The organism is Solidesulfovibrio carbinolicus (assembly GCF_004135975.1).
In the GTDB taxonomy this organism is placed as follows: domain Bacteria; phylum Desulfobacterota; class Desulfovibrionia; order Desulfovibrionales; family Desulfovibrionaceae; genus Solidesulfovibrio; species Solidesulfovibrio carbinolicus.
This window is the reverse complement of record NZ_CP026538.1, coordinates 2,240,391-2,262,537: the sequence shown is the minus strand read 5'-3', so window position 1 is coordinate 2,262,537 and position 22,147 is coordinate 2,240,391. Positions and strand designations below refer to the sequence as shown.

16 protein-coding genes are annotated in these 22,147 nt (G+C 67.0%); 6 read left to right on the top strand and 10 right to left on the bottom strand.

All coding sequences use genetic code 11. From position 1 onward, the window contains the following. Nucleotides 1-57: 57 nt before the first annotated feature. Nucleotides 58-363, top strand: a complete 306-nt coding sequence (locus C3Y92_RS10025; RefSeq protein ID WP_129352160.1) for a (2Fe-2S) ferredoxin domain-containing protein — start codon at nucleotides 58-60, stop codon at nucleotides 361-363. Between the two features lie 110 nt (nucleotides 364-473). Here C3Y92_RS10025 and C3Y92_RS10020 read toward each other — a convergent pair whose 3' ends face one another. From C3Y92_RS10020 to C3Y92_RS10005, 4 genes are all read right to left on the bottom strand, one after another. Then, nucleotides 474-755, bottom strand: coding sequence for a hypothetical protein (locus C3Y92_RS10020; RefSeq protein ID WP_129352158.1), 282 nt, complete (start codon nucleotides 753-755; stop codon nucleotides 474-476). A 156-nt stretch (nucleotides 756-911) separates the two neighbouring features. After that, entirely contained in the window at nucleotides 912-1,238 is a 327-nt protein-coding gene (locus C3Y92_RS10015; protein ID WP_129352156.1) for an antibiotic biosynthesis monooxygenase, read from the bottom strand. Next, nucleotides 1,235-3,217: a molybdopterin-dependent oxidoreductase gene (locus C3Y92_RS10010; protein WP_129352154.1), complete on the bottom strand. Its 1,983-nt coding sequence runs from the start codon at nucleotides 3,215-3,217 to the stop codon at nucleotides 1,235-1,237. Before C3Y92_RS10010 ends, C3Y92_RS10015 begins: the two co-directional genes overlap by 4 nt. Before the next feature lie 192 nt (nucleotides 3,218-3,409). After that, nucleotides 3,410-5,443, bottom strand: a complete 2,034-nt coding sequence (locus C3Y92_RS10005; protein WP_129352152.1) for a two-component system sensor histidine kinase NtrB — start codon at nucleotides 5,441-5,443, stop codon at nucleotides 3,410-3,412. Between the two features lie 164 nt (nucleotides 5,444-5,607). On the opposite strand from C3Y92_RS10005, the gene C3Y92_RS10000 reads away from it, so the two are divergent. The 4 genes from C3Y92_RS10000 (at nucleotide 5,608) to C3Y92_RS09985 (ending at nucleotide 10,484) form a co-directional block, all read left to right on the top strand. Continuing rightward, nucleotides 5,608-6,180, top strand: coding sequence for a LemA family protein (locus tag C3Y92_RS10000; protein ID WP_129352150.1), 573 nt, complete (start codon nucleotides 5,608-5,610; stop codon nucleotides 6,178-6,180). A 149-nt stretch (nucleotides 6,181-6,329) separates the two neighbouring features. Further along, a complete protein-coding gene (locus C3Y92_RS09995; protein WP_235669677.1) occupies nucleotides 6,330-8,180 on the top strand; it encodes a DUF2207 domain-containing protein in 1,851 nt (616 codons plus the stop codon). A 471-nt stretch (nucleotides 8,181-8,651) separates the two neighbouring features. Next, on the top strand, nucleotides 8,652-9,731 hold the full coding sequence (locus tag C3Y92_RS09990) for a tetratricopeptide repeat protein (RefSeq protein WP_129352146.1): 1,080 nt from the start codon (nucleotides 8,652-8,654) through the stop codon (nucleotides 9,729-9,731). Nucleotides 9,732-9,746: 15 nt separating this feature from the next. Then, the gene (locus C3Y92_RS09985) at nucleotides 9,747-10,484 is read left to right on the top strand and encodes a tetratricopeptide repeat protein (protein ID WP_129352144.1); all 738 of its coding nucleotides are present in this window, start codon (nucleotides 9,747-9,749) and stop codon (nucleotides 10,482-10,484) included. On the opposite strand, the gene C3Y92_RS09980 is transcribed toward C3Y92_RS09985, so the two are convergent. Beyond that, a complete protein-coding gene (locus C3Y92_RS09980) occupies nucleotides 10,481-13,486 on the bottom strand; it encodes an NAD-glutamate dehydrogenase domain-containing protein (protein ID WP_129352142.1) in 3,006 nt (1,001 codons plus the stop codon). The two genes, C3Y92_RS09985 and C3Y92_RS09980, sit on opposite strands and share 4 nt — an antisense overlap. A 130-nt stretch (nucleotides 13,487-13,616) precedes the next feature. Here C3Y92_RS09980 and C3Y92_RS09975 point away from each other — a divergent pair, with 130 nt between their 5' ends. Continuing rightward, on the top strand, nucleotides 13,617-13,949 hold the full coding sequence (locus C3Y92_RS09975) for a hypothetical protein (RefSeq protein ID WP_129352140.1): 333 nt from the start codon (nucleotides 13,617-13,619) through the stop codon (nucleotides 13,947-13,949). Between the two features lie 170 nt (nucleotides 13,950-14,119). Here C3Y92_RS09975 and C3Y92_RS09970 read toward each other — a convergent pair whose 3' ends face one another. From C3Y92_RS09970 to C3Y92_RS09950, 5 genes are all read right to left on the bottom strand, one after another. Further along, nucleotides 14,120-18,538, bottom strand: a complete 4,419-nt coding sequence (locus C3Y92_RS09970) for a DEAD/DEAH box helicase (protein ID WP_129352138.1) — start codon at nucleotides 18,536-18,538, stop codon at nucleotides 14,120-14,122. Between the two features lie 303 nt (nucleotides 18,539-18,841). Next, complete coding sequence (gene dapB, locus C3Y92_RS09965; RefSeq protein ID WP_129352136.1) at nucleotides 18,842-19,630, bottom strand: 4-hydroxy-tetrahydrodipicolinate reductase; 789 nt, start codon at nucleotides 19,628-19,630, stop codon at nucleotides 18,842-18,844. A 92-nt stretch (nucleotides 19,631-19,722) separates the two neighbouring features. Then, complete coding sequence (gene hypE / locus C3Y92_RS09960) at nucleotides 19,723-20,724, bottom strand: hydrogenase expression/formation protein HypE (RefSeq protein WP_129352134.1); 1,002 nt, start codon at nucleotides 20,722-20,724, stop codon at nucleotides 19,723-19,725. Between the two features lie 110 nt (nucleotides 20,725-20,834). Next, nucleotides 20,835-21,926 carry a hydrogenase formation protein HypD gene (hypD, locus tag C3Y92_RS09955; protein WP_129352132.1) on the bottom strand — a complete coding sequence of 364 codons (1,092 nt, stop codon included), beginning with the start codon at nucleotides 21,924-21,926 and terminating at the stop codon, nucleotides 20,835-20,837. After that, nucleotides 21,913-22,140: a HypC/HybG/HupF family hydrogenase formation chaperone gene (locus tag C3Y92_RS09950; protein ID WP_015860718.1), complete on the bottom strand. Its 228-nt coding sequence runs from the start codon at nucleotides 22,138-22,140 to the stop codon at nucleotides 21,913-21,915. The genes hypD and C3Y92_RS09950 overlap by 14 nt, the downstream gene beginning before the upstream one ends. Nucleotides 22,141-22,147: the final 7 nt, after the last annotated feature.

Below are 22,147 nucleotides of genomic sequence, written 5' to 3'. Positions count from 1 at the left end.
ACCACGGCATGTGACGAGGATTGTGAAGGGACGCAACACGAGGGAGACGTAGGGACCATGGAAAAGCCGCAATACCTGATCAACGTCTGCGCGAGCTTTCGCGTCAAGGGCGAGGCCAAGGGCATCTGCCACAAAAAAGGCTCGCACAACCTGCTCGGCTACATGGAAGAAGGCATCCTCGACCGGGACATCGACGCCCGGGTGGTGAGCACGGGTTGCCTCAAGCAGTGCGAAGACGGACCGGTTGTAGTGGTTATGCCCAACAACTGGTGGTACAAAGAGATCGACAGCGAAGACAAGGTGGATGAGTTGCTCGACGCCCTGGAAAAAGGCGAAGCCTGCGAGGACCACCTGTTTACCTAGAGCCGGTTTGCCAACCGCTTGGATTGGACTCCCATACGGTAGCCGCCCCGCTGTTCACGGACCCAGCGGGGCGGCTTTTTTGCATCTTTTCTTCAGTAAAGAAAAAACTATTAGGGAGCAAAGCCGTTAATTGTCCAGGCAATAAATGTCCACGCCCCAGGATTCAGCAGCACGAGACTAAAAAAAATGGATGTCCACATCCATAGATACATCCACTTCTTCTCTGAAACAGAATACTTAAGACAGAGCATAGACGAAACCCACACAAAAACAGTCAGCAACAACGCCGCATACACTGGAAGACTGGTTAATATCGATACGATAACAAGAAATGGCGAAACATTTACGCCAACTGCACCAATTACCGAAATAATTTTTTTATCAATTAACATTTGATCTCGCCATCTCACATACCCAACACAATCTCTCTGCACCCAACAGCAAATTCTACCGTCAGGGATATGCAGGCAGGTGGCCATCATCGCCGCGCTGGTCAAACTGCTCGCCAATTAGCCGCCGCGACGCCCACGCCGGCCGGCCAGGAACTTCTACGCCTTGTCCCCCGGCCACGCCGCCCCAACCACCTCATAATGCCGCACCACCGTCTCCGGCACGAGTTCATACGCTTCGTCGCCGGGATACAGCACCGCCACGCCAATGTCCTCGCCGGCGAAGGCCTTGATAACCTCAAGCGCCTCCCAGTACGTGACCAGCGTCACCTCGGCCACGTCGCCGGGAAGCTCGCGCTCCAAGATCTGATAGCCGCGATAACCCGGCAGCGCCGACGTCTCGGCCACGCCCGTGGCGTACAAATGCGCCATGAAGCCGTCGCGGTGGCGACGCGGCAGGGTGCATTTCCATTCGCGCGCGATCACGACAGCCGCTCCACGTCCACGCGGGCCTCGTAATACGGCGTGCCCTGCCCCACCGCGCTGACCAGGTCCGGGATGAGACGGTTGACGCCCTGGCCGTGGGACAGCCAGCCGCCACGGCCGCAGGACACGACATCTGCCCGCGACGTCTCGTCGTGGCGCACGGTCACGGTCAGTTCGCCCAGAGGACTGACAAGCCGGGCCGGCGAACCGTCGGCAATGCCCAGCCGCGTGGCCGTTTCCGACGCCATGACGATTTCCAGCGGCACCGAGTCATAGCCCGGCTCACGTTCGGAACACAGGTGTTCGGCCGGGCCGACGGTAAGCAGCGTGAAGGGATAGCGGGCGGCGGCGCGGCAGTCCTCGCAAGCCGTCACGTCGGTGAGCAGCTGGAACCGGCCGGTCGGCGTGTCGAATTTGCCGTCGGCCCAGGGGACCATGGGCGCGTCCGGGATGCGCACCGGCCCCTTCCAGAGGTCGTCCCAGGCCACGCCCTTTTCCAAAAGCGGCCGGATGAGCAGCCGCAGCCACTCCTCCTCGCTCTTGACGTACTCCCCGGCAAAGGGAAACCGCCGGCCAAGGTCCATGAAGATGTCGAACTGGCTGCGGCACTGCCCGGGCGGATCGACGGCGCGCACCAGCGGCCCGACGTAGTTGTGGCCAAAGCTCGCCACCAAGTCGCGCTGCTCGTAAAAAGCGGCGCAGGGCAAAAACAGGTCGGCGTGCTCGGCCGTGTCGTCGAGAAAGAGATTCATGTGGACCACAAAGGGCACGCAGTTGAGCGCCTTGGCCACGAGGTCGGAATTCGGGGCCATGCAGACCGGATTGGCGGCGGTGATGACGGCCATTTCCACCGGCGGGTCCTTGGCTTCGAGAATCTCTCGGCCGATCTGCGGCATGAGCAGCGTTCGCCGGGGCGGATGCAGGCCCTCGCCCCACAGGTCCGGGTCGTAAGGCCCCCACTCCTCGAACCCCTGGGACACGCCGCCGCCGGCCAGGCCGATGTTGCCCGAGACCGCGCCCAGGGCGTCCACGGCGCGCACCATCTCGTGCCCGAGCGTAAAGCGGTGCAGGCCCCAGCCGAGCATGGTGGCCGTGGGCTTGCCCTGGGCGTAGGCCTCGGCCAAGGCGGCGACCACGGCCAGGGGCACGTCGCAGGCGGCGACCAGCTCGTCCATGCTCCACCGGGCCAGCAAGGCCAAGTAGCCGGCCAGATTGTCGGCCCGGGTTTCGAGAAAGGTTCGATCCTCCCAACCGGCCTCGATGATGCGTTTGGCCACGGCCAGGGCCAGGAACGCGTCGCGGCCGGGCCTTGGCTGCACGAGCAAATCGGCCAGGGCGGCGGATTCGCTTTGGCGCGGATCGATCAGCACGATGCTGGCCCCGCGCTCCCGGGCGGCGCGCAGATGCGGCATGAGGCCGAACTGGGTGGCGGCGGGATTTCTGCCCCACAAGACGATGGTGCGAGCGTTTTGGAGGTCCAGGGGATCGTGGGAAACGCGGGGGCCGTAGTCCAGGCCCTGGGCGGCGTAGCCCGTGCCGCCGCACAAGGTGCCGCGCAGGGTGGTCACCCCGCCCAGGTGGGCGAAAAACCGGGCGTTGACGATTTTGAGCGCCGTGCGTTCGCCAAAGCCCATGTAATAGAGGATCGATTCCGGGCCATGGCGGGCCACGCAATCCTTGAGGCGCTCGGCCATCTCGTCTAGGGCGTCGTCCCAGGACACCGGCGTCCACTGGCCGGCCACGCGCCGCAGCGGCGTGGTCACGCGCTTGTCGCTGGTCATGCGCCGCAGGAAACCCGGCGTCTTGCGGCAGGCCGTGCCCCGGTTGACGGGATGGGCGGGGTTCCCGGTCAGTTTGACCACCCGGCCGTCCCGAACATGGGCGATCAAGCCGCAGGCGCTTGGGCAGTCGCGGGTGCAGGTGGCGACCACGGGCGTGGTCGCGCCCGGGGCAGCGGGAAAAGCGGGGTCGAGGGCCATGCGTCCTCCTGGCGTCGGGCAAGTCGAAATGACGCGGCAAAGACTCGACTTTATCCCCGGCCGTGATCGTCGGCAACCCCGGCACAAGGCCGTTTCCGACCCCGAAGACAGGCTTTGGTTCGATATAACGGACGGCTGGCCGCTACGTCGCCGGGGCAAAGGCCTGCCGCAAGCGGAGCCGCAGCGGCGACTCTAACGGCCGATTTCCGGCAGATCGGCCACGGGCAGGCTCAGGACGAAACTCGTGCCCTGGCCCGGGGCGGACAGCACCTCCACCCGGGCCTTGTGGCGCTTGAGGATGCCGTGGACCAGGGCCAGCCCTTGTCCCGTGCCCTTGCCCACGGGCTTGGTGGTGAAAAAGGGATCGAAAACGCGCTGGCGCACTTCTTCGGACATGCCCGGCCCGTCGTCGGCCACGGTCAGCTCCACATCCGGGCCGTTTTGCACGGCCCGGATGTCGATATGCCCCTTGCCGTCCGTGGCGGCGTGCTGCTCCTCGATGGCCTGGGCGGCGTTGACGATGATATTGAGCAGCACCTGGTGCAGATCGCCGGGCACGAACAGCACCGGCGGCAGTCCCGCGTCGATGTCCAGACGCACGTCGGCGGCGAACTTCCAGGCTCCGCGTGACACGGCCAGGGTGTCGGCCACGGCCTGCCCCACGTCCACGGCCATAGGCAGCTCATTGCCGGGATGGGAAAAGCGTTTCATGGACGAAACGATGTTCGTCACCCGGTCCAGGCCTTCCCGGGATTCGCGGATGGCGGACGGCGATTCCTCAAGCAGAAACCGCAGTTCCTCGTCGGCCAGCATCCGGGCCAACTCTTCGGTCAGGCACAGATCGCCCTCGGCGTCGAGCGCGGCGGCGGCCAGGCCGTCCAGGGTCTCGATGAGGCGGCCGAAGGCATTGCCCAGAAATTCCAGGTTGCCCAGCACATACTGCACAGGCGTGTTGATCTCGTGGGCGATGCCGGCGGCCAGCTGGCCCAGGGATTCGAGTTTGAGGGCATGGGCGAGCTGGCGCTCCTGGGCCTTTTGGCCGCTGACATCGACCATGTTGACCACCACCTCGTCGATGCCGCCGTCCGGGGCGAAAAGCGGCGCGGCGCTGACCGACAAAAATCGCCGGCCGCCGCCGGGACGGACCACGGAAAGCGGCATGTCGTAGACCGGCTTGCCCGTGGCCAGCACCCGGGCAAAGGGATGCTCGGCTCGGGCCAGGGGACGGCCTTCGGCGTCGGCAGCGCCGAACCCGGCGTCGTCGAACATGTTTCCCGCCAGGACGCGCTGCTGCAGCTCCAGAATGGCCGCTGCCCGGGGGTTGCTGAACACGATGGCCCCATGGCGATTGAAACGCAGCACCCCGCCGGGCAGGGCGTCCATGAGCAGGGCGGAAAATTCACGTTCCCGCGCCAGTGCCGCCTCGGACCCAAGCCGGCTGAGGGTCCGGCCCAGGCGCTGGGCAACGAGCAAAGCCAGCTCTGCCTCGTCCTCGTGAAAAACAATGTCCGGCTGTTTCGGGTCGGGTGTTTCGTAGTGGATTTCCAGGGCGGCCTCGGGCTGGGCCGAGCCGGCCAGTGGAATGCGCAGGCTTTGGGCACAGGAGCGAAAGCCGGGCGTCTCGTAAACGGTCCCATCGACCAGCAGACGGGCGTGAGCCGCTTCGGGGCGGCGCATGGCCGGGGGCAGCAAGGCGATGACGTCCTTGAAGAGGCGGTTTCGCGGCTGGCCGAAGCGCTGGATCACGGCATGGACCTTGGACAGGCAGTCCAGGGCGTTTACCCGGCGGGACAGATCGGCCGTGGCCTCGGCCAGGGCCGCTTCCTGGCGCGCCCGGCAGACGGCCATTTCGCAGCTCTCGGCCGCTTGCCGAAACAGATCCAGGAGTTTGCCCAGGCGTACGGCCAATTCCTTCGATCCGACCGGCTCCCGGATCACTTCGTCGGCGACGCCAAGGGCAGCGGCGACGGCCGCGTCGTCGGCTCCTGACGGCAGCACGGCCAGCACCGGAAACCCGGCCGTGCCAGCTGCGGACCTTCGGGCGACGACCGCCGCACCGTGGACCGCAAGCAGCCCGGCCTTGGCCACCAGCGCTTCAAGGTCCGCGGCCAGGGGCAGACCAGGGACAAGGACGCGGGCGTCGTGGCCAAAGGCCGACAGCAACGCGCTCAGGCCGCCGGCGTCAAGGCGACGGCCTTCTTCTTCCCAAATACCGATTGCGCCCATTATCGTGTTCGCTCCCTGTTCATGGTCCGTCGCCCCTCCCGTCTACCACCGCCAAGGCGGCATGGGAAGGCTTGGCCGCAACCGGCCATTGCCTTGGCCGGCCGGTTTCCGTATGACCTTGCAGTATCGGCTCATGCGCCGTTTCCCGACAAAGGAGTTCCGCCATGATCGCACTGTCCGTCGTCCTCGGCGTCGCCCTGCTTATCGGCCTCTACGGCATCGCCCTCTACAACGGCCTGATCCGGGGCCGCAACCTGGCCGAAGAAGCCCGCAGCGGCGTTGATGTCCAACTCAAACGCCGGGCCGACCTCATTCCCAATCTGGTGGAAGCCGTCAAGGGCTACATGGGCCATGAACGCGGCGTGCTGGAAGCCGTGACCGGCCTGCGCACGAAAATCCAAGGCACTGCCGATGAAGCCGCCCGCTACCGCCTCGAAGGCGAACTCACCCAGGCCCTCACCCGATTTTTCGCCGTGGCCGAAGGCTATCCCCAACTGCGGGCCAGCGAGAATTTCGCCTCCCTGCAACAGGAACTGGCCGCCATCGAGTCGGAACTGCAGCTCGCCCGGCGCTACTACAACGGCGCGGCTCGGGAGCAAAACAACCGCTCCCAGACGTTTCCGGCCAACCTGCTGGCCTCGTCCATGGGCTTTGGCTCCCTGCCCTATTTCGAGATTGAGGACCCGGCTGACCGCGCCGTGCCGCGTGTGAGCTTCGACGCCGGAGCCGGTTCGTGAAACGAGCGGCCTTCCGGCCCGGCGGCTTTCTCGTGTCACACCCTGGAGAAACGCCCTGGGCGGCAGGCCGGCCAACCTTGAGGAAAAACACTTTATCACGCCTTATCCGGGCATTGTTTTCCCGGTGCGCTACGCTGGCGGCCCTGGGCTTGCTGGCCGCTCTGGCCTGCCCAGCCGCTGCCCAGACCGAACGCATCCTGTCCTTCGACAGTCGGGTGACCATCACCGCCAGCGGCGACCTCACCGTGGTCGAGACCCTGCGCGTGCTGGCCGCCGGCCAGTCCATCCGCCAGGGCATCGTACGCGAATTCCCCACCCGCTACGACATTCCCGGCGGCAAGACCGTGACGGTCGGCTTCAAGGTCCTCGGCGTTCGTCGCGACGGACGTGGCGAAGACTACCACACCGAATCGGCCGGCAACGGCGTCATGGTCTACATGGGCAAAAAGGGGAAGCTCCTCGACCCGGGCGAACACACGTATGAGCTGACCTACGCCACTAACGGCCAGGTCGGGCAGTTCACGGACTACGACGAACTCTACTGGAACGTCACCGGCAACGGCTGGCGGCTGCCCATCGACCAGGCCTCGGTCACGGTCTTCCTGCCGCCCGGGGCCCAGCCGGGACAGTGGGCCGCCTACACCGGTCCGGCCGGGGCCAAGGGCCGGGATTTCACCGCCCATACCGGGCCGGGCACGTTTTATTGCCATACGACCAAACCTCTGCCCCCAGGTTCGGGCCTGACCGTGGCCGTGAGCTTTCCCAAGGGCTTCGTCACCCTGCCCACGCCAACCGAACGCATCCTGACCAGCCGGGCCTTTCACCTCGCAGCCGCCGGACTGGTGGTGGTGACGGTCTTTTTCGTTGTGGCCTGGCTCATTGTCGGCCGCGATCCGGCCAAAGGCATCACCATCCCGCTTTTTTCGCCCCCGGACGGCGTCAGCGCCCCGGGCGCCCGCTACCTGCGCCGCATGGGCTATGACGACAAGGCCTTTGCCGCCGGGGTGGTGGAAATGGCCGTGGCCGGCGGGGCCGTCATCGAGGACGACGACGGAACCTACATTGTCGGACGCGGCAAGAACCGCTTTCCCCAGGGTTCCTGGCAAGCCGGCCTCCTTGAGGCGCTGCTTGACGGCGCGCCGGCCGTGCGCCTGGAGCAGGAAAACCATCAAGCCGTGCGGACGGCGCAAAAGGCCCTTCGCGATGACCTCAAGGACCGGTACGAGGGCAGCCATTTCCAAGTCAACCGGGCGTATTTCTTTGTCGGCGTGGCGCTTTGCCTGCTGGTCTTCGCCCTGGTCGCCATCCATGCCGACGAGCCGGAGATGGCCGGCATGACCCTGGCTTGGCTTGGCGTGTGGAGCTTCGGCGTAGCCGCCCTGACCATGCGCGCCCTGCAGGCCCTGGCCAAGGCCAAGGCCCGGCCGCGCTTTCTGAGCATCATCGGCGCGGCCTTTGCCTGTTTGTTCGCCCTGCCCTTCGTCCTTGGCGAGCTGGCCGCCCTGGCCTTCCTTTCCATTGCCGTCTCCTGGCCGGCGGCCGCCTGTCTGGCCGCCATCGCCGTGGAAACCGCGATCTTTCGCCACCTGCTCAAGGCCCCGACCAAGGCCGGCCGCCGGGTCATGGACGCCCTGGAGGGGTTTCGGCTCTACCTCCGCGTGGGCGAGCGCGAACGGCTCAACATGCTCACCCCACCGGAGCGCACGCCCGAGCTTTTCGAGCGTTATCTGCCCTACGCCCTGGCCCTGGACGTGGAAAACGACTGGGCGGCCCAGTTCGCCGACGTGTTGGCGCGGGCCGCGGCCGAGGGCTACCAGCCGGTCTGGTATGTCGGCCATGGCTGGAGTTCCGGGGACTTCGGCGGTTTCGCTGACAACCTCGGCTCGGGGTTTTCCTCGGCCATCAGTGCCTCGTCCACAGCCCCGGGGTCGTCTTCCGGCTCGGGAGGCGGCGGGAGTTCTGGCGGCGGCGGCGGAGGCGGCGGCGGCGGCGGCTGGTAGCCGGCACGAAAAAGCAGCCGCTCCTGCCGTCGCGCGGCGACGTTGCGTCGCGCTCAGGAAACGCCAGGACGCCCTTGTCGCGACGACAGATTGGAAGCCTCTGTTGTAGTTGCAAACCGCCATGCTTGGCCGGCGCGGCCGCAACAGGCCGACGCCGCAATCGGGCAAGGTGCTCGGCTGTTCCAGAAACGTCCAGGGAGACCACGGACATTACGGAGGAACATGTATGCCACTTGGTATTGTTGCTGTGTAAATCATGGCGGCGACATCTTCTGCACCGGCACAGCAACGGTCGGCAAATCGGCCTCGCCGAACTTCCGCTTTTTTCCTTGGTTTTGCCGCCGACGCATGGTACCTTTCTAAAGCACGACAATTCCCGCTCTTTCTTGGCCTCCAGGCTCGGCGTCAAGCTTTTCCCGGCCCGGATCGCGTGCAAGACAGGCGCACTTTATCCCGACTACCGAGCGCAGCATGGAAACGCCGAACATCTCCGTCGCCATCCTCACCAACAACCAGCATCATGCCGCCCGAGACAAAAAGTGCTGTCTTGATCTCAAGATCAAAAACGTCATCGTCTCCGACGAACTCGACGATCTGCTTGATCCCATCAAGGAAGACGCCGTCCAGGTGGTGCTCATCGACGCCGCCGTCAAGGGGATGGACGGGGCAAGCTGTCTGCGCGCCCTGCGCCGAGCCACCCGCTCCAAACTTTTGCCCGTCATCATGGTGACCACCGAAAGCGGGCTGCAAAACGTGGTCAAGGCCATTGCCGCCGGCTGCAACGGCTACGTCATCCGCCCTTATTCCATGACCACCCTGGAGCGGCATCTGCAAATGGCCCTGGAAACCACCAGCGTTGACGAAGTGGAAGTCGAGCAGATGCAAACAGCCCAGGAGCTGGTGCAGCAAGGCCGCTTCGATGAGGCGTTGCAGGAATTTTCCGAAATCGTGGAAGAGGAAAACGAATCCGCCGTCTGGTTCAACAAGGGGATGGATTACCTGCACCGGCAAAAATACGGCAAGGCCATCGTGGCCTTCAACAAGGCCCTGGCCTTAAACGCCATGTACGCCGAAGCCTACCAGGGCATGGCCCACGCCTACAAAGGCAAGGGCGACGACGCCAACTACCGGGCCTATCTCGACAAATCCGCCGAGATCCTCGCCCTCCAGGACCGTCTGGCCGAACTCAAGGAACTCTTCGCCGAAATCCTGCAAGCCAATCCCGACGCGGTCAACCCCTACAATTCGCTTGGCATCGATCTGCGCAAGCGCGGCGACTATCCCGGAGCCCTGCACGCCTACACCCAGGCCCTGACCCTGACCCCCAAGGACGAAAACCTCCATTACAACATCGCCAAGGCCTGCATCTTCGCCAAGGACTACGACCGGGCCATCCACCACCTGGAGCAGGCCACCATGCTGCGCGATCCGTTCCCCGAAGCCGCCCAGCTCCTGGCCAAACTGCGGGCCAAGCAATATGACGGCCTCGCCCAACCACCGCAGACAACCGCCCCCGCCCCCGGCCAGGCCGCCCTGGTCAGGGACGTCTGAGCACCCAGGCCGCACATGAGCCAGGAAAATCAGATCAACGGCATCTTTTCCCTCAAAACCGCCGTCACGGTGGGCTTTGGCGTCACCAAACGGACCGCCCAGTCCGAGACCTACTGGTTCGTCAAGGAAATCGAGGACAACGCCTTCGACGTCCAGAGCCTGGACATGGACTTCAAGCGCCAGGGCGCGCCCTTTCGCATCACCAGGGAGAAACTCTTCGAGGACTACCACCTGGAGCCGGACCTGAGCTATCGGCTGCTCAGCCAACCCCTGCTCGTGGGCGACCATTACCGGGCGTCCAACAAGCCGGCCAGCGCCGAGCAGGAATATCTCAAGATCAAGCGCATCGACGAGGACAACATCCGGGCAAACTTCGGCCTGGGGCTGGTTTATCTGGCCATGGACAAGACCGAAAAGGCCTCCTACATCTTCGACCGCCTTGTGCGTCTGGAAGAAGCCTTCGAGCCGCGCCACAAGCACCTGTTCAACGAGTTCGGCATCAACCTGCGCAAAAAGGGCCTTTTCGACGAGGCGCTCAAATACTATTTCCGGGCTCGCGAACTCTCCCCCACCGACGACCATTTACTGCTCAACATCGCGCGGGTCTACTACGAGCAGCGCAATCTGGCCGAGGCCGAGAAGACCGCCCGGGAAGCCCTGGCCATCAATCCCGATCTGGCCGAAGCCAGAAGGCTCCTTGAGCGCATCTGGGACACGCCGCCGCGCATCGAACTCCCGCCCATCAAGATCTAGCGCCTCTCGCCCTCCCCGCCCGCTGCCGGGCCATCCAGGCCCAGGGCCTGTTCGCACAGCACCTTGCGCCCGGACCGGGCCAAAAGGCCGGCCAGTTCGTCACGGCCGGGCATCCGGCTGCGGCCCAGGGCGGCCAGCCGGCGGTCCAGCTCCCCGGCGGCCGCGAAATAGGCCCGAACCACGGCCATGAGGTCGCGCAGGCCGGCCAGACGCGACAGCCAGCCCAGTCCTTCGGCGTAGACGATGGCCGAGGCGGCCTGGGCCGCGGCCACGGCGTGGAGATAGGCCGCCGGCGCCACGGCAAAAAGCCGCTCCAGGTGGCGCGCCGCCACCAGCGGCGGGCAGTGGGCGGCAATAAGCTCCGTCAGCAACGTGTCGGCAGCGATGTCGGCCACGGTTGGGGCCTGCCGGGCCATGGCTTCGCTCAGGGCGTCCTTGAGGGCCGTGATCTCCAGCGATGTCTCGCGGCTCAATCCCACCAGTCCCGTCGTGCCCCCGCGACGGCGGCGTTCGCGCAGCAGCAGCCCGGCCTCGTTTCGGGCCTTGCGGCCAAGAATCAACAGCACTTCCTCGACGTAGCGGCCATGGCAGGCGGCCAGTTCTTCCTTGGTCATGGCCATGCCGGCCAGGATCTCGTAGGACGAGCAGATGACCCCGGCCTTGTTGGCCGAGGGGCCAGGGGCGATGAGCACCCCGGCCGCTTCCAGTCCCCGGCGCGCGCCGGAGGTCAAAAAGAGATTGGCCCCCTCAATGACGACCCGGGCCGAGGGACGGCCCGTTTCGTCGCAAAAGGCGCTCCAGTTGGCGTCGTTGATGGTGTCCGGGCGGCCGCCGGCCGGGATGAAGAGGTCGGCCGTGACGGTGTTGTGCAGGCTGGCTCGGGCCTTGGCCCCCTCTCGCGTGTCGGCGGCCAGGACAAAGGCTTGCGGGCCGGACAATCGGGCCGGGTCAAAGCCGGTGATGGAGGTTTCGGCGGCCACCAGGCGGGCCAGCTCGGCCGCGTCCAGGCCGGCCGGATCATAGGCCGCGCCGTGTCCGTCGCTGACCGCCAGCACCTTGGCCCGGTCGCCGTAGCGGGCAAAGAGCTGGATCAGGGCGTTGCCGGCCACGTCCCCGGCCGGACCGCCGGTCAGCTTGACCGTGAATTCCTGGCGGTCGGGGTCGATGCCGGCCTCGCGCAAAAAGGCGTCGGCGAATTCCAGCACGCCAAGGCTGGTCACGCCGTAACGCTTGTGATTGATGCCGCCCTCGGGCTTGGAACTCATAAACGCCCGGGGCCAGCCGTAGCCGCGTTTGGCGGCCCGGCGCACGATCCAGCGGATGTGATCCGGGGTGATGCCCTCATCTGGGCCGAGATAGACGAGTTCGGGCCGGCCCAGGTAATCGACCACGCCGGGAAGGGTATCGGCCTCGTCCCCGGGCACGAGCAGGTCGAGCAACCCATCCACGGCGCTTTTGAGCGCCAGGGTGGGATCGGCGCCGGGATCAAGGAGCAGCACGGCCTTGGCTCCGCCTTCGGGGATGTCCTTGTTTTTCAGCTGCTGGGACTCGGCCAGATGCTTGGCCTCTTCGTAAAGCCGGCCGGATTCCAGTTCGAGCTGGGTCCAGGTCCGGGTCCGCACCAGCCGCACCCCGCCCCGGGCCATCTCGCGGTAGCGCACATGGAAACCGCGCATTTTCGGGCCGGCAATAAAAAAGAGCGCATGAGGCAGGTGCTCCCCGTCCGGCCGGGGCGCGCCGCCAATCGCCTCGATAACGCCGGGGGCGAGACGGAAAGCCAGACCGAAACGGTCGGCCAGATAAAAGTTCGTGCGCAGCACATGCCGCCACAGTTCGATGACGGCGGCAAACACCTGGCGGGCCAGATCGTCGTCGAGGCCGTCCAGCACGGCTCCGGCCAGCGGCGCATCGTCGGTTTCCCGATGCCGCACGGGCAGTTGCGGATCAAACCGGGCGGCAAACACGTCCAGCAGCGCCCTGGCCCGGGCCGGATGGGCGAGAAGGACGCCTTGCACGTTGTCCATGGAAAAGGCGTAGCGGTTTCGCGGCAGCAAAAATTGCCGGGCGCATTCGCAACCGGCCGCGAGCAGCTCAACTTCCTCCTGGGCAAACCCGTGCTCCGAAGCCAGGACGGCCAGGGGATGATCCTTGGCCGGCACGCTCCACTTGACCCGGCGCATGAGCAGCCGCAGCCGTTTCCAGGCCGCGTCGGCCGGGTCCAGGGCCTGGCCTTCCCGGGCGACGTAGAGGCTGATGACCGACAAGTCGCCGCCGGCCAGGACAAATCTGTCGGAATAGCCGCGCAGGATGGACAGGCCCTCGGACATGACGGCCTGGGCCACTTGCAGCAAAAGTCCGGACCGGGGCGGTTCGCGCATGGCGACAACGAGCCGGCTCTCGGAAGCGTCGGCAAGTAAATGCATCTCCACCCGCACGCCGTCGCGGCCGTCGAGTTCCCGGGCCAGGGCGAAGTGGCGGGCGGCGCGCAGGGGATCGAACTTCTCGACGTAGTCGGCCGGCGCGCCGCCGAGAAAGGCGGTGAAGGCCTGGCGGAAACGGTCGTCAAGATGCCCGCCGGCTGTCATGGCGGCCACGGCCCGACGCATGGCCGGGCTTTTGGGGGCCACCGGCGGCTGGGGATCGAGCAGAAAGGTGTCCAGCCGCAAACGGCCGTCCAGGGAGGCGTAGAGCCGCGAGGTGCGAATATTGTCGTCAACCCGTTCGGCCAGATGGTCGAGCAGGCAGGAGCCGTCGGCCGGGGCGATGCGGGTCAGGCGGGTGCGGGTGGCGTCCCAGAGGGTGGCCGATTGGCCGCCGGTCAGCACCTCGCCGGAGATGACGGTGCGCAGGTGGCGGGCCTGCTCGGCGGCGTCGTGGGTACGGAAATAGTAGGCCGGCATGTTGGCCGCGAACCAGGGAGCCAGTTCGCTCACCTGGCGGCGCAGGTCGCGGTTGACGCTTCGGGTCAGGACGGCGGCGTCGGGCAGGCTGGGCACGGGCATGGCGGGCGGCTCCTTGGCGAGGGATTTCGGACCATCTCCGTCATGGCCAAAGCTTTGCCAGATGGCAAGGGGACTTGCGCCCGGGGCCGGCCTGCCGTACCCAACGGTTTTTCGCCACGGAGACGCCGCCATGTCCGCCCAAAACGCCTTCGAGAGCCTGGAAACCGCCCTTTGGCCCACCTTTGCCGCCGCCTTGAACACGAGCCGGCACGGCGCGGATGTGGAAAAATATTTTGCCTACGCCGTGTTGGAGCTGCTCCACGGCGTCCTGGCCGGCGAGATCGGCGGCTTTGCCATCTTCTACGAGGACATCCGCCTTGATCCCGCCGCGCCGGGCGGCTGGAGCCTGGCTTTGCGCCTGGCCAGCCATCCGCCCCTGGCCGCCGCTTTGGCCGGCCCTGAGTTGCCGGCCGTGCTGACGCGCCTGTCCCAGGCCGCCGCTGCCCGCCTCGCCGCCTTCTGACGTCACCGACGACGGCATAGCCCTCGCTTCACCATTTGAGGGCCTCAGGCCCGGCCGGCAAAACGCCAATCCCCACCGTCCCCCCTTTACCTTTTCTCCAAGTGCGGGGGTCTGGGGGCCTCAGCCCCCCAGCCGCCGGGCATCCCCCCTCTTCTCCTCCCTCCCCTTCGCTACAACGAACGCGACCGATATAGAGTGACTCCCCGGCGTTCGCCCACAACCTCGAAGAGGCTGCGCAGCGCCGCGAGGTAGGGGCTTTTGTCGGCCGGGACGTCGTTTATGGTCGCCACGGTCAGGCGCGGCACGGGAGAGGCGAGGCGGCACAGGAGATGGACCAGGGGCGAAAGCGCCACAGCTAGTCCGGGATCGTCCGGGGCCAGGGCCAGGCGCAGGCGCGCGCCGCCGGCTTCGACGACGGCCACGGGGCGCGGGCCGGCAAAGGCGACGTAGGCGCCGGCCGTGCGTCGCGGCAGGGCAAGGGCCGTCGAGTCCTGGCCGAAACCCCAGACGGCGGCAGGATCAACGCCAGCGACCCACCAGGGGTCGTCGCCGACAAGGCCGGCGGCAAGCAAGCGCACGGCTCCGGGATTGGCGAACTGGGGGCCGGAGAGGCCGGTGAAGAATTCGCCGGATACGACCTCGCCGGTCAGCTCCATGCGCCGCAGCGCCCGGAAGACGGCGGTCCAGCTCAAAGCGGCCGACTCCCGGGCCAGCATGTCGCGGCAAACTACGCCGTAGCGGGCGAGCAACAGTCTAGCCCGGTCCATGGCCAGTTCCTCGACGGCCAGGGGATCGTCCGGCAGCGGCGGCGGGACAAGCGCCTGCCAGGAGCCGGACAACGGCAGCGAACCGGCGAAACGCCCGGGCGGCGTGCGGCGAAAACCGCGCCGGACCGGGCGGCCAGGGGACGAGCCGCCGCGAGCAGGCACATAGGCGTCCTCGGCCGTGAAATCGTTGACCAAGCCCCGGCGCAGCACGGACAAGGCAGAACAGAACGCCTCGCCCTTCCAGACGGCCTGCCACAACCGCTCGGCCAGGGCCTTGGGCGGCAAGCCCGTGATGTCGAGGAGTGCCGAAAAATCGTAAGCGGCACGGGGATCCGGAAACAGCCCGACATCTGGCGCGCGCCGGGCAAAACCAGCCAGATCGAGGTCATCGGGGCGGGCAAACAGCACCTTTTTGGTTCCCGCGCCGAACCAGCGAAGGCCCGAGTCCTCCAGGGCGGCGTCGAGCAGGGCCGGGTCGTAGGCCAGGGCGCGGGCCGGCAGCACGTCGGCCTCCCAGGCGGCGACGGCAAGGGGCAGACAGGCCAGACGCTCCAGGCGTTCGGCCAGGGCCGCCGCATCCTTGGCCGGTTGGGCTACGCCCTGCCAGACGGCCAGAAAATACGGCAGCTTGTCCGGCGGCAAGGCGGCCAGCGCCGGCCGCCGAGCCGCCCGGGCCAGACGCAGCAGGGTCTCGAAATTGGCCGCGTCGCACCACAAGGTTTCGTCCCGGCCGGTCACGAGCCGGCCGCTGACCACGGTCCCGGCCGCCTGCAAATCCTCAAGCACCGCTTGAAGTATTGCCGAGTCCAGGCCGAGACGCGACGCCAAATCGTCCAGGGAGCGCGGCCCGTAATAGCTCAGCCATTGGGCAAGCAGTCCTTCCCGGACAGCGCCTTGGTCCTCGGTCGTATCCTTGGCTCGATGCGGCAACCTGGCCTTGGCCGCCACGGGCTTGAAAAGCCCCGCGTCGCCGTAAAGCGCCACGGTCGCCTCGGCTGCCCGCTCCAGGGCGACGATGGCCGGCTCGGGAGGTGTGGCAAAGCAGGCCAACTTGGCCGCCAGGGCGGCTTCCAGGGCGGCCGGGGCCAGCCCATGGTCGCGCTCCATGGCGGTGAGCATGTCCCGCCACTCATCCCCGGGCACGACAACCCGCTCCTTGACGTATTCCAGCAGTTCGGCGGCATTGACCGGCGCATAGCCCGGATACAGCCGCTGGCGACGAGCCTCGAAGGTCCGGGCCACGGCCTCGGGCACGGCCGGACGGTCGGGCCGGCGGGTCAGCTCGGCCACGAGATCGGGCCGGGCGCCGGTGGGGCCGGAGGCCGTGCCGGCGTCGGTCAGGTACATGTATTCGGTGACGTGCCGCCAGACGATGTCGGCGGCAAAGGGGCTTTGGGTCCGGGTGCGGACCACGGTCACGGCCATGGCCCCGGACTGGGCGGCGGCCAGGAACCCGGCCAACCCCTGGGGATCGAAGAGATCGACCAAGCACGTCCGCCAGGCTTCGAGCACGATGGGGAAATCGCCGTAGCCGGCCACGGCGGATAGAAGCTTTCTGGCCCGCAGCCGGGTGATCCACAAGGGCTGGCGCTTGCCGAAGCCGTCACGGGGCAACAGCAGCGCCCGGCCGGCCGCCTCGCGAAAAGCCGCGCCAAATGCGCCGGAACCTTCCAGCCGGTCGCGAAGCAGCGTCGCCGCCTGTCGGGCAGGCACGGCGGCCAACACCTCCAGCGGATCGACCTCGCCGGGCAAGGTCACGGCCACGCAGTCGTTGCCGGCATAGACCGGCACGCCGTGGCCGAGCCTGGCTTCCAGGGCGGCTTCCAGGGCCAGCCCCAGCGGCGCGGTGACGGCCAGGCCCAAGGGGGCGTGCAGGATCACCTGATTGCCGGGCGCGCTGCCCGGGCCGGTGTCCGTCACCTCGATGAGCAGATGGCGGGCATGGGGCAGGGCCGCGCCCGTGGTCTCCTTTTGGCGGCGCAAGTAGCCGACAAGGGCTTGCGCGGCCTGGGGGTCCAGGAAATATTCCGTGGCCAACGCGGCGGCAAAAGCCGGATCGTCCAGGCGGGCGTCGGCTTCTTCCAGAAAGGCGGCCACCAGCCCGGAAAAATGGCGGTCGCGCTGGCGCGGGTCGCCGAGCCAAAATGGAGCCGGCACGGCCCCGACCGGAGCCGGCGACACGAACACGTCGGCGTCGGTGATGCGCTCAATGCGCCAGTTTTGCGCGCCAAAGGCGAACACCTGGCCAAGCCGCGCCTCCCAGACGAACACCTCGTCGAGTTCCCCCAGGCGCGTGGCCGAATCCTGGCGGCGAAGGGCGTAGTAGCCCCGATCGGCGATGACCCCGCCCGAGGCGTACAGCCGCAGCAGCGCCCCGGCCCGGGCGCTGGCCGTGCCGTCCAGGGCGTCGATGGCGACAAGCGGCGAAAGTTCGCGCAGACGCGTGGCGGCGTAGCGCCCGGCCAACATGCCCAGGGTCAGGTCAAAGGCGGCCCGGGAAAGCTCGCGGTAGGCGTAAACGCGGCGCACGGCGGCGAAAAGCGCGACCACGTCCCAGGTCTCGACCCCGAGCATGGCCACCAGCACCTGGGCCAGGACATCCAGCGGCGCATCAACCAAACGCAGGGGTTCGATGTCGCGGCCGGCCGCCGCCCGGGCCATGACCGCCGCTTCCAGCAGGTCTTTTTCCGAAGTGGGCAAGAAAACCGCCCGACTCGCCTCGCCCACGCCATGCCCGGAGCGGCCTATGCGCTGCACCGCCGCGCTCACCGTGGGCGGGCACTCGACGAGCAAGACCTCGTCCACCGAACCGATGTCGATGCCCAGCTCCAGGGAATGGGTGGCCACCACGGCCTTGAGTTCGCCGGCCTTGAGGCGCGTTTCCACGGCCTGGCGCAGTTCCTTGGACAGCGAACCATGGTGGGCGTAGGCCAGCGGCGTTTCCATCTCGGCGTTGAGCAGCCGGGCCAGTTTTTCGCACTGCTTACGGCTGTTGACAAAACACAGCGTGGTCCGATTGGCCGCGATGCGGCGACGGATGCGTCCGGCCACGATGGAAAGGAAGGAATCCCTGGAGCCTTCGCGCTCGCTCCAGTCCGGATACTCCACCCGCACGTCCATGGCCTTGGCCGCCCGGCTCTCCACCACGGCCACGGGCCGGGGAGCCAGGACGCCGTCTGGACCGGGAGCCAGACCGCCCACGAACCGGGCCGCCTCGGCCAAGGGGGATACCGTGGCCGACAAGGCCACCCGCTGGAATTCGCCGGCCAACAGCGCCAGCCGCTCCACGGCGGCCATGAGAAACACCCCCCGCTTGGAGCCGGCCACGGCGTGGACCTCGTCCAGGATGACCAGCCGCACCGCCCCGAGCATCCCTCGCCCGCCCTTGGAACTGAGCAGGAGGTTCAAGGATTCCGGCGTGGTGATGAGGATTTCCGGCGGCTGGCGCAACATGCGCCGCCGGGCCTCGGCCGGGGTGTCGCCGGTGCGAAGCTCGGCCCGGATGCGGGGAAACTCCCGGCCGGCGGCGGCGAAGGCCTGGCGAAGGCCCGAAAGCGGCCGGGCCAGGTTGGCCCGGATGTCGCCGCCAAGGGCCTTGAGCGGCGAAACATAGACCACGCTGGTCTGGCCGACCGGCCACCGGCCGCAGGCCAAGGCGTCCAGGGCGGCCAGAAAGGCGGTGAGCGTCTTGCCCGATCCGGTGGGGGCCACGGCCAACACATGCTCGCCAGCGGCGATGCGCGGCCAGGCCAGGGACTGGATGTCCGTGGGCCGGCCGACCTGGGCCGTAAACCAGTCAACAGTCAGCGGATGAAACGGCAAGTCTGCCTCCGGCGGCCAGGAGAGGCGCTGCCTCTGCCTTACCCTCTCCGCCGGGGGCCTGAGGCCCCCGGACCCCCCGCATGGAGAAAAATTCAAGGAAGGTTCGGCGGGGTTGGCTCTCTGTCAGCCGGAAAGCCAAACAGGCCGTGAATGGCGCTTGACGGGAACCACCTTTGCTCCGGCAACCGGTGATCGACCGCCCCCGCATAGACAACAAGCCCGCTTTGCCCCCGCAGGAACAACGCGGGCTTGGTCGTCAGCTTCGCGGCCTTGCCCCGAATAGGGCGAACAAACGGCCGCCCGCTAGGCCAGCATATCGGCCATGTTGTAGAGCTTGCCGGGCTTTTGCTTGACGATCCAGGTGGCGGCCCGAAGCGCGCCCTGGGCCAGGGTGTCGCGGGTATGGACACGGTGGGTCACTTCGATGCGCTCACCCGGGCCGAAGAAATAGACCGTGTGGTCGCCCACCACGTCGCCGCCGCGAAGGGCGGCCACGCCGATCTCATCGCTGGTGCGCGGGCCGATGATGCCGTCGCGGGCGTGGCGTTTGACCGTGTCGTAGTCCAGGCCCCGGGCCTCGGCCAGGCACTGGCCGAGCTTGATGGCCGTGCCGCTGGGGGCGTCGGCCTTTTTGCCGTGGTGGATTTCCATCACTTCCATGTTGTAGGCCGGGCCGAGCTTGCGCACCAGATCAGGCAGCACGGCCAGAAGGACGTTGAGGCCCACGCTCATGTTGGGGGCGAAAAACAGCGCCGTTTTCTTGGCCGCTTCGGCCAGTTCGGCGGTCTGCTCGGCAGAAAGCCCGGTGGTGCCGATGACGCACGGATTGCCCGAGGCGGCCACGGTCCTGGCCACTTTCACGGAATTTTCCGGCGAGGTGAAGTCGATGACCACCGCGCCCGGGCATTTGGCCAGCACCGTGGCCAGATCGTCGCCGATCTCGCAGTGCAAATTGGCCAGCCCGGCGGTGCAGCCCGCCCGCTCCAAGGCCCCGACCAGCCGGAAGACTGCCGGTTCGGCCTGGATCAGCCGCACGAAGGTCGCGCCCATGCGCCCCATAGCCCCCATCACCACAACATCGCACACGCTCATGTCCGCGCTCCCGTCGGTTATATGGTGTCAGCGCCGCGTATCACGCCGCTTTTATAACAACTGTTTCGTTTTTTGCCGTAAGAAACGCGTTCCTAGCAGATGCGCGGCAGTTGTTCGCCTTCGAGCATGCCCAGCAGCCGCTTGCCGCCCAGAGGCGTGACCAGGGCCACCTTGCCCGGATGATCGGCCACCACCCGGCCGATGACCTTGGCCCCGGCCCCCAGAGGATGGGCCGTGATGGCGGCCTGGGCGGCCTGGGCTTGATCCTCGGGCACAATACACAAAAATTTGCCCTCGTTGGCAAGATAGAGCGGATCAAGGCCCAGCACGGCGCAGCCGCCGGCCACGGCCGGATGGATCGGGATGTCGGCCTGGGTCAGCTCAATGCCGACGTTGGACTGGCCTGCGATCTCGTTGAGGGTGGTGGCCAGCCCGCCGCGCGTGGGGTCGCGCAGCGCATGCACGCCCGGCACGGCGGCGAGCAGTTTGCCCACGATGCCGGCCAGGCAGGCGCTGTCGCTGACTACCGGGGCCTCAAAGGACAGGCCTTCGCGGGTGGAGAGGATGGCCAGCCCGTGGTCGCCCATGGAACCCGAGACAATGACCACGTCGCCCACGGCCGCCCGGTGCCCGCTGGGGGCTGGATCGACCATGATTTCGCCAATGCCGGTGGTATTGATGAAGATCTTGTCCGCCGCGCCACGGGGCACCACCTTGGTGTCGCCGGCCACGATGCGTACGCCGGCCTCGCGGGCGGCCTGCCCCATGGAAGCGACGATCCTGGCCAGATCGTCCATGGGCAGGCCTTCTTCCAGGATGAAGCCGCAGGTGAGGAAAAGCGGGCGCGCGCCCATCATGGCCACGTCGTTGACCGTGCCGTGGACGGCGAGCGACCCGATGTCGCCGCCCGGGAAAAAGATCGGGTCCACCACGAAGCTGTCGGTGCTCATGGCCACCGGGCCGGTGAGCGACAGCACGGCCGCGTCGTCCATGCGGGCCAGGATGTCGTTGCCGAGATATTTGAAGAACAGATCGGCCACGAACCGGTGCGAAGCCCGGCCGCCGCTGCCGTAATCAAGCAAAACCTTGTCCATGCCCCTTCCCTGTGTGTGATCGATCCCACTGCTTCACCCCCTTTTCCCCATACGGGGGGTCTGGGGGTCTCAGGCCCCCAGCCGCCGGAGGCATCTTCCCTCTTCTCTCTCTACAGCTCCAACCGATACTTGTGATACGCGGCGCAGCCGCCTTCGGTGGAGACCATGCACGGCCCCACGGGCGTGGCCGGAGTGCAGGCCTTGTCGAAAAGCGGACATTCGTTGGGAGCCATCTTGCCTTTGAGCACCTCGCCGCAGCGGCAGCCGGCCAAGGGCGGCGCGTCGGGCAGGCTGACGCCGGGCAGGCGCAGGGCGTCGAAGTCGGCGAACTCCTCGCGAATGTCCAGGCCGCTGCCCGGCAAGGTCCCAAGGCCGCGCCACAGGGCGTCGACCGGGGTGAACACCTCGTCCATGACCGCCCGGGCCACGGGATTGCCGTCGTGGGCCACCACGCGGGTGTAGGCGTTGACCACGGCCGGCCGGCCGGAGGCGCGCATGGCCGTGATTTCGAGCAGCGCCGACAGGATGTCCAGGGGTTCAAAACCGGTGACCACAGCCGGCAGCCCGTGCTTTTCGGCTAAAAAGCCGTAGGGGGCCGCGCCGATGATGGCCGAGACGTGGCCGGGCAGGATAAACGCGTCGATGTTAATGTCCGGGTCGGCGACCAGGGCGGCCAGGGCCGGTGGCACCAGCTTGTGGAAGCTCAGCACCCGGAAGTTTTTCAGATTCTGCTCCCGGGCCAGCCGGATGGTGGCGGCCACGGCCGGGGCGGTGGTCTCGAAGCCGACGCCAAGAAAAATCGTGGTGCGCCCGGGATTGGCGGCGGCCACGGCCAGGGCATCCACCGGGGAATAGACCACCTCGACCCGCGCGCCGTCGGCCTGGGCCGTCTTGAGGTTTTTGCCCTTGGGGCCGGGCACGCGCATGAGGTCGCCGAAGGTGGCCAGCACGATGTCGTCGCGGGCAGCCAGCTCCAGAAAACAGGCCACTTCGGATTCATGGGTGACGCAGACCGGGCAGCCCGGGCCGGTCACGTGGGTGATGGTCTGGGGCAGCAGGCTACGCAGCCCGGACTGGAAGATGGAAACGGTATGGGTGCCGCAGACTTCCATGAACCGGTAGGGCGTGTCGGCTTCTTTTTTCAGACGCTCCAGCAGCGCCCGGCACAGGGCCGGGTCCTTGAAGGCCTCAAAGGAGTTCAAGGTTGAGTCCTTCCTGGAAAAGCTTGATGGTCTCGATGGCGTCTTCCCGGTCCAGGCGGCGGATGGCGAAGCCGGCGTGGACGATGACGTAGTCGCCCACAGCCGGAGCCGCGTCGATGAGTTCCAGGCGCACCTGACGGGTGACGCCGCCGATTTCCACATCGGCGATCTTGTCATGGATGGCGGTGATTTCCATGGGAACGGCAAGGCACATGAGGACC

Bases quoted from the DNA above. Each gene is read 5' to 3' on its own strand.
- dapB (WP_129352136.1), bottom strand. From the start codon at position 19,630: ATGAGCGTGTGCGATGTTGTGGTGATGGGGGCTATGGGGCGCATGGGC.
- C3Y92_RS10005 (WP_129352152.1), bottom strand. From the start codon at position 5,443: ATGGGCGCAATCGGTATTTGGGAAGAAGAAGGCCGTCGCCTTGACGCC.
- hypE (WP_129352134.1), bottom strand. From the start codon at position 20,724: ATGGACAAGGTTTTGCTTGATTACGGCAGCGGCGGCCGGGCTTCGCAC.
- C3Y92_RS09985 (WP_129352144.1), top strand. From the start codon at position 9,747: ATGAGCCAGGAAAATCAGATCAACGGCATCTTTTCCCTCAAAACCGCC.
- C3Y92_RS10020 (WP_129352158.1), bottom strand. From the start codon at position 755: ATGTTAATTGATAAAAAAATTATTTCGGTAATTGGTGCAGTTGGCGTA.
- C3Y92_RS09980 (WP_129352142.1), bottom strand. From the start codon at position 13,486: ATGCCCGTGCCCAGCCTGCCCGACGCCGCCGTCCTGACCCGAAGCGTC.
- C3Y92_RS10000 (WP_129352150.1), top strand. From the start codon at position 5,608: ATGATCGCACTGTCCGTCGTCCTCGGCGTCGCCCTGCTTATCGGCCTC.
- C3Y92_RS09975 (WP_129352140.1), top strand. From the start codon at position 13,617: ATGTCCGCCCAAAACGCCTTCGAGAGCCTGGAAACCGCCCTTTGGCCC.
- C3Y92_RS09950 (WP_015860718.1), bottom strand. From the start codon at position 22,140: ATGTGCCTTGCCGTTCCCATGGAAATCACCGCCATCCATGACAAGATC.
- C3Y92_RS10010 (WP_129352154.1), bottom strand. From the start codon at position 3,217: ATGGCCCTCGACCCCGCTTTTCCCGCTGCCCCGGGCGCGACCACGCCC.
- C3Y92_RS10025 (WP_129352160.1), top strand. From the start codon at position 58: ATGGAAAAGCCGCAATACCTGATCAACGTCTGCGCGAGCTTTCGCGTC.
- C3Y92_RS09990 (WP_129352146.1), top strand. From the start codon at position 8,652: ATGGAAACGCCGAACATCTCCGTCGCCATCCTCACCAACAACCAGCAT.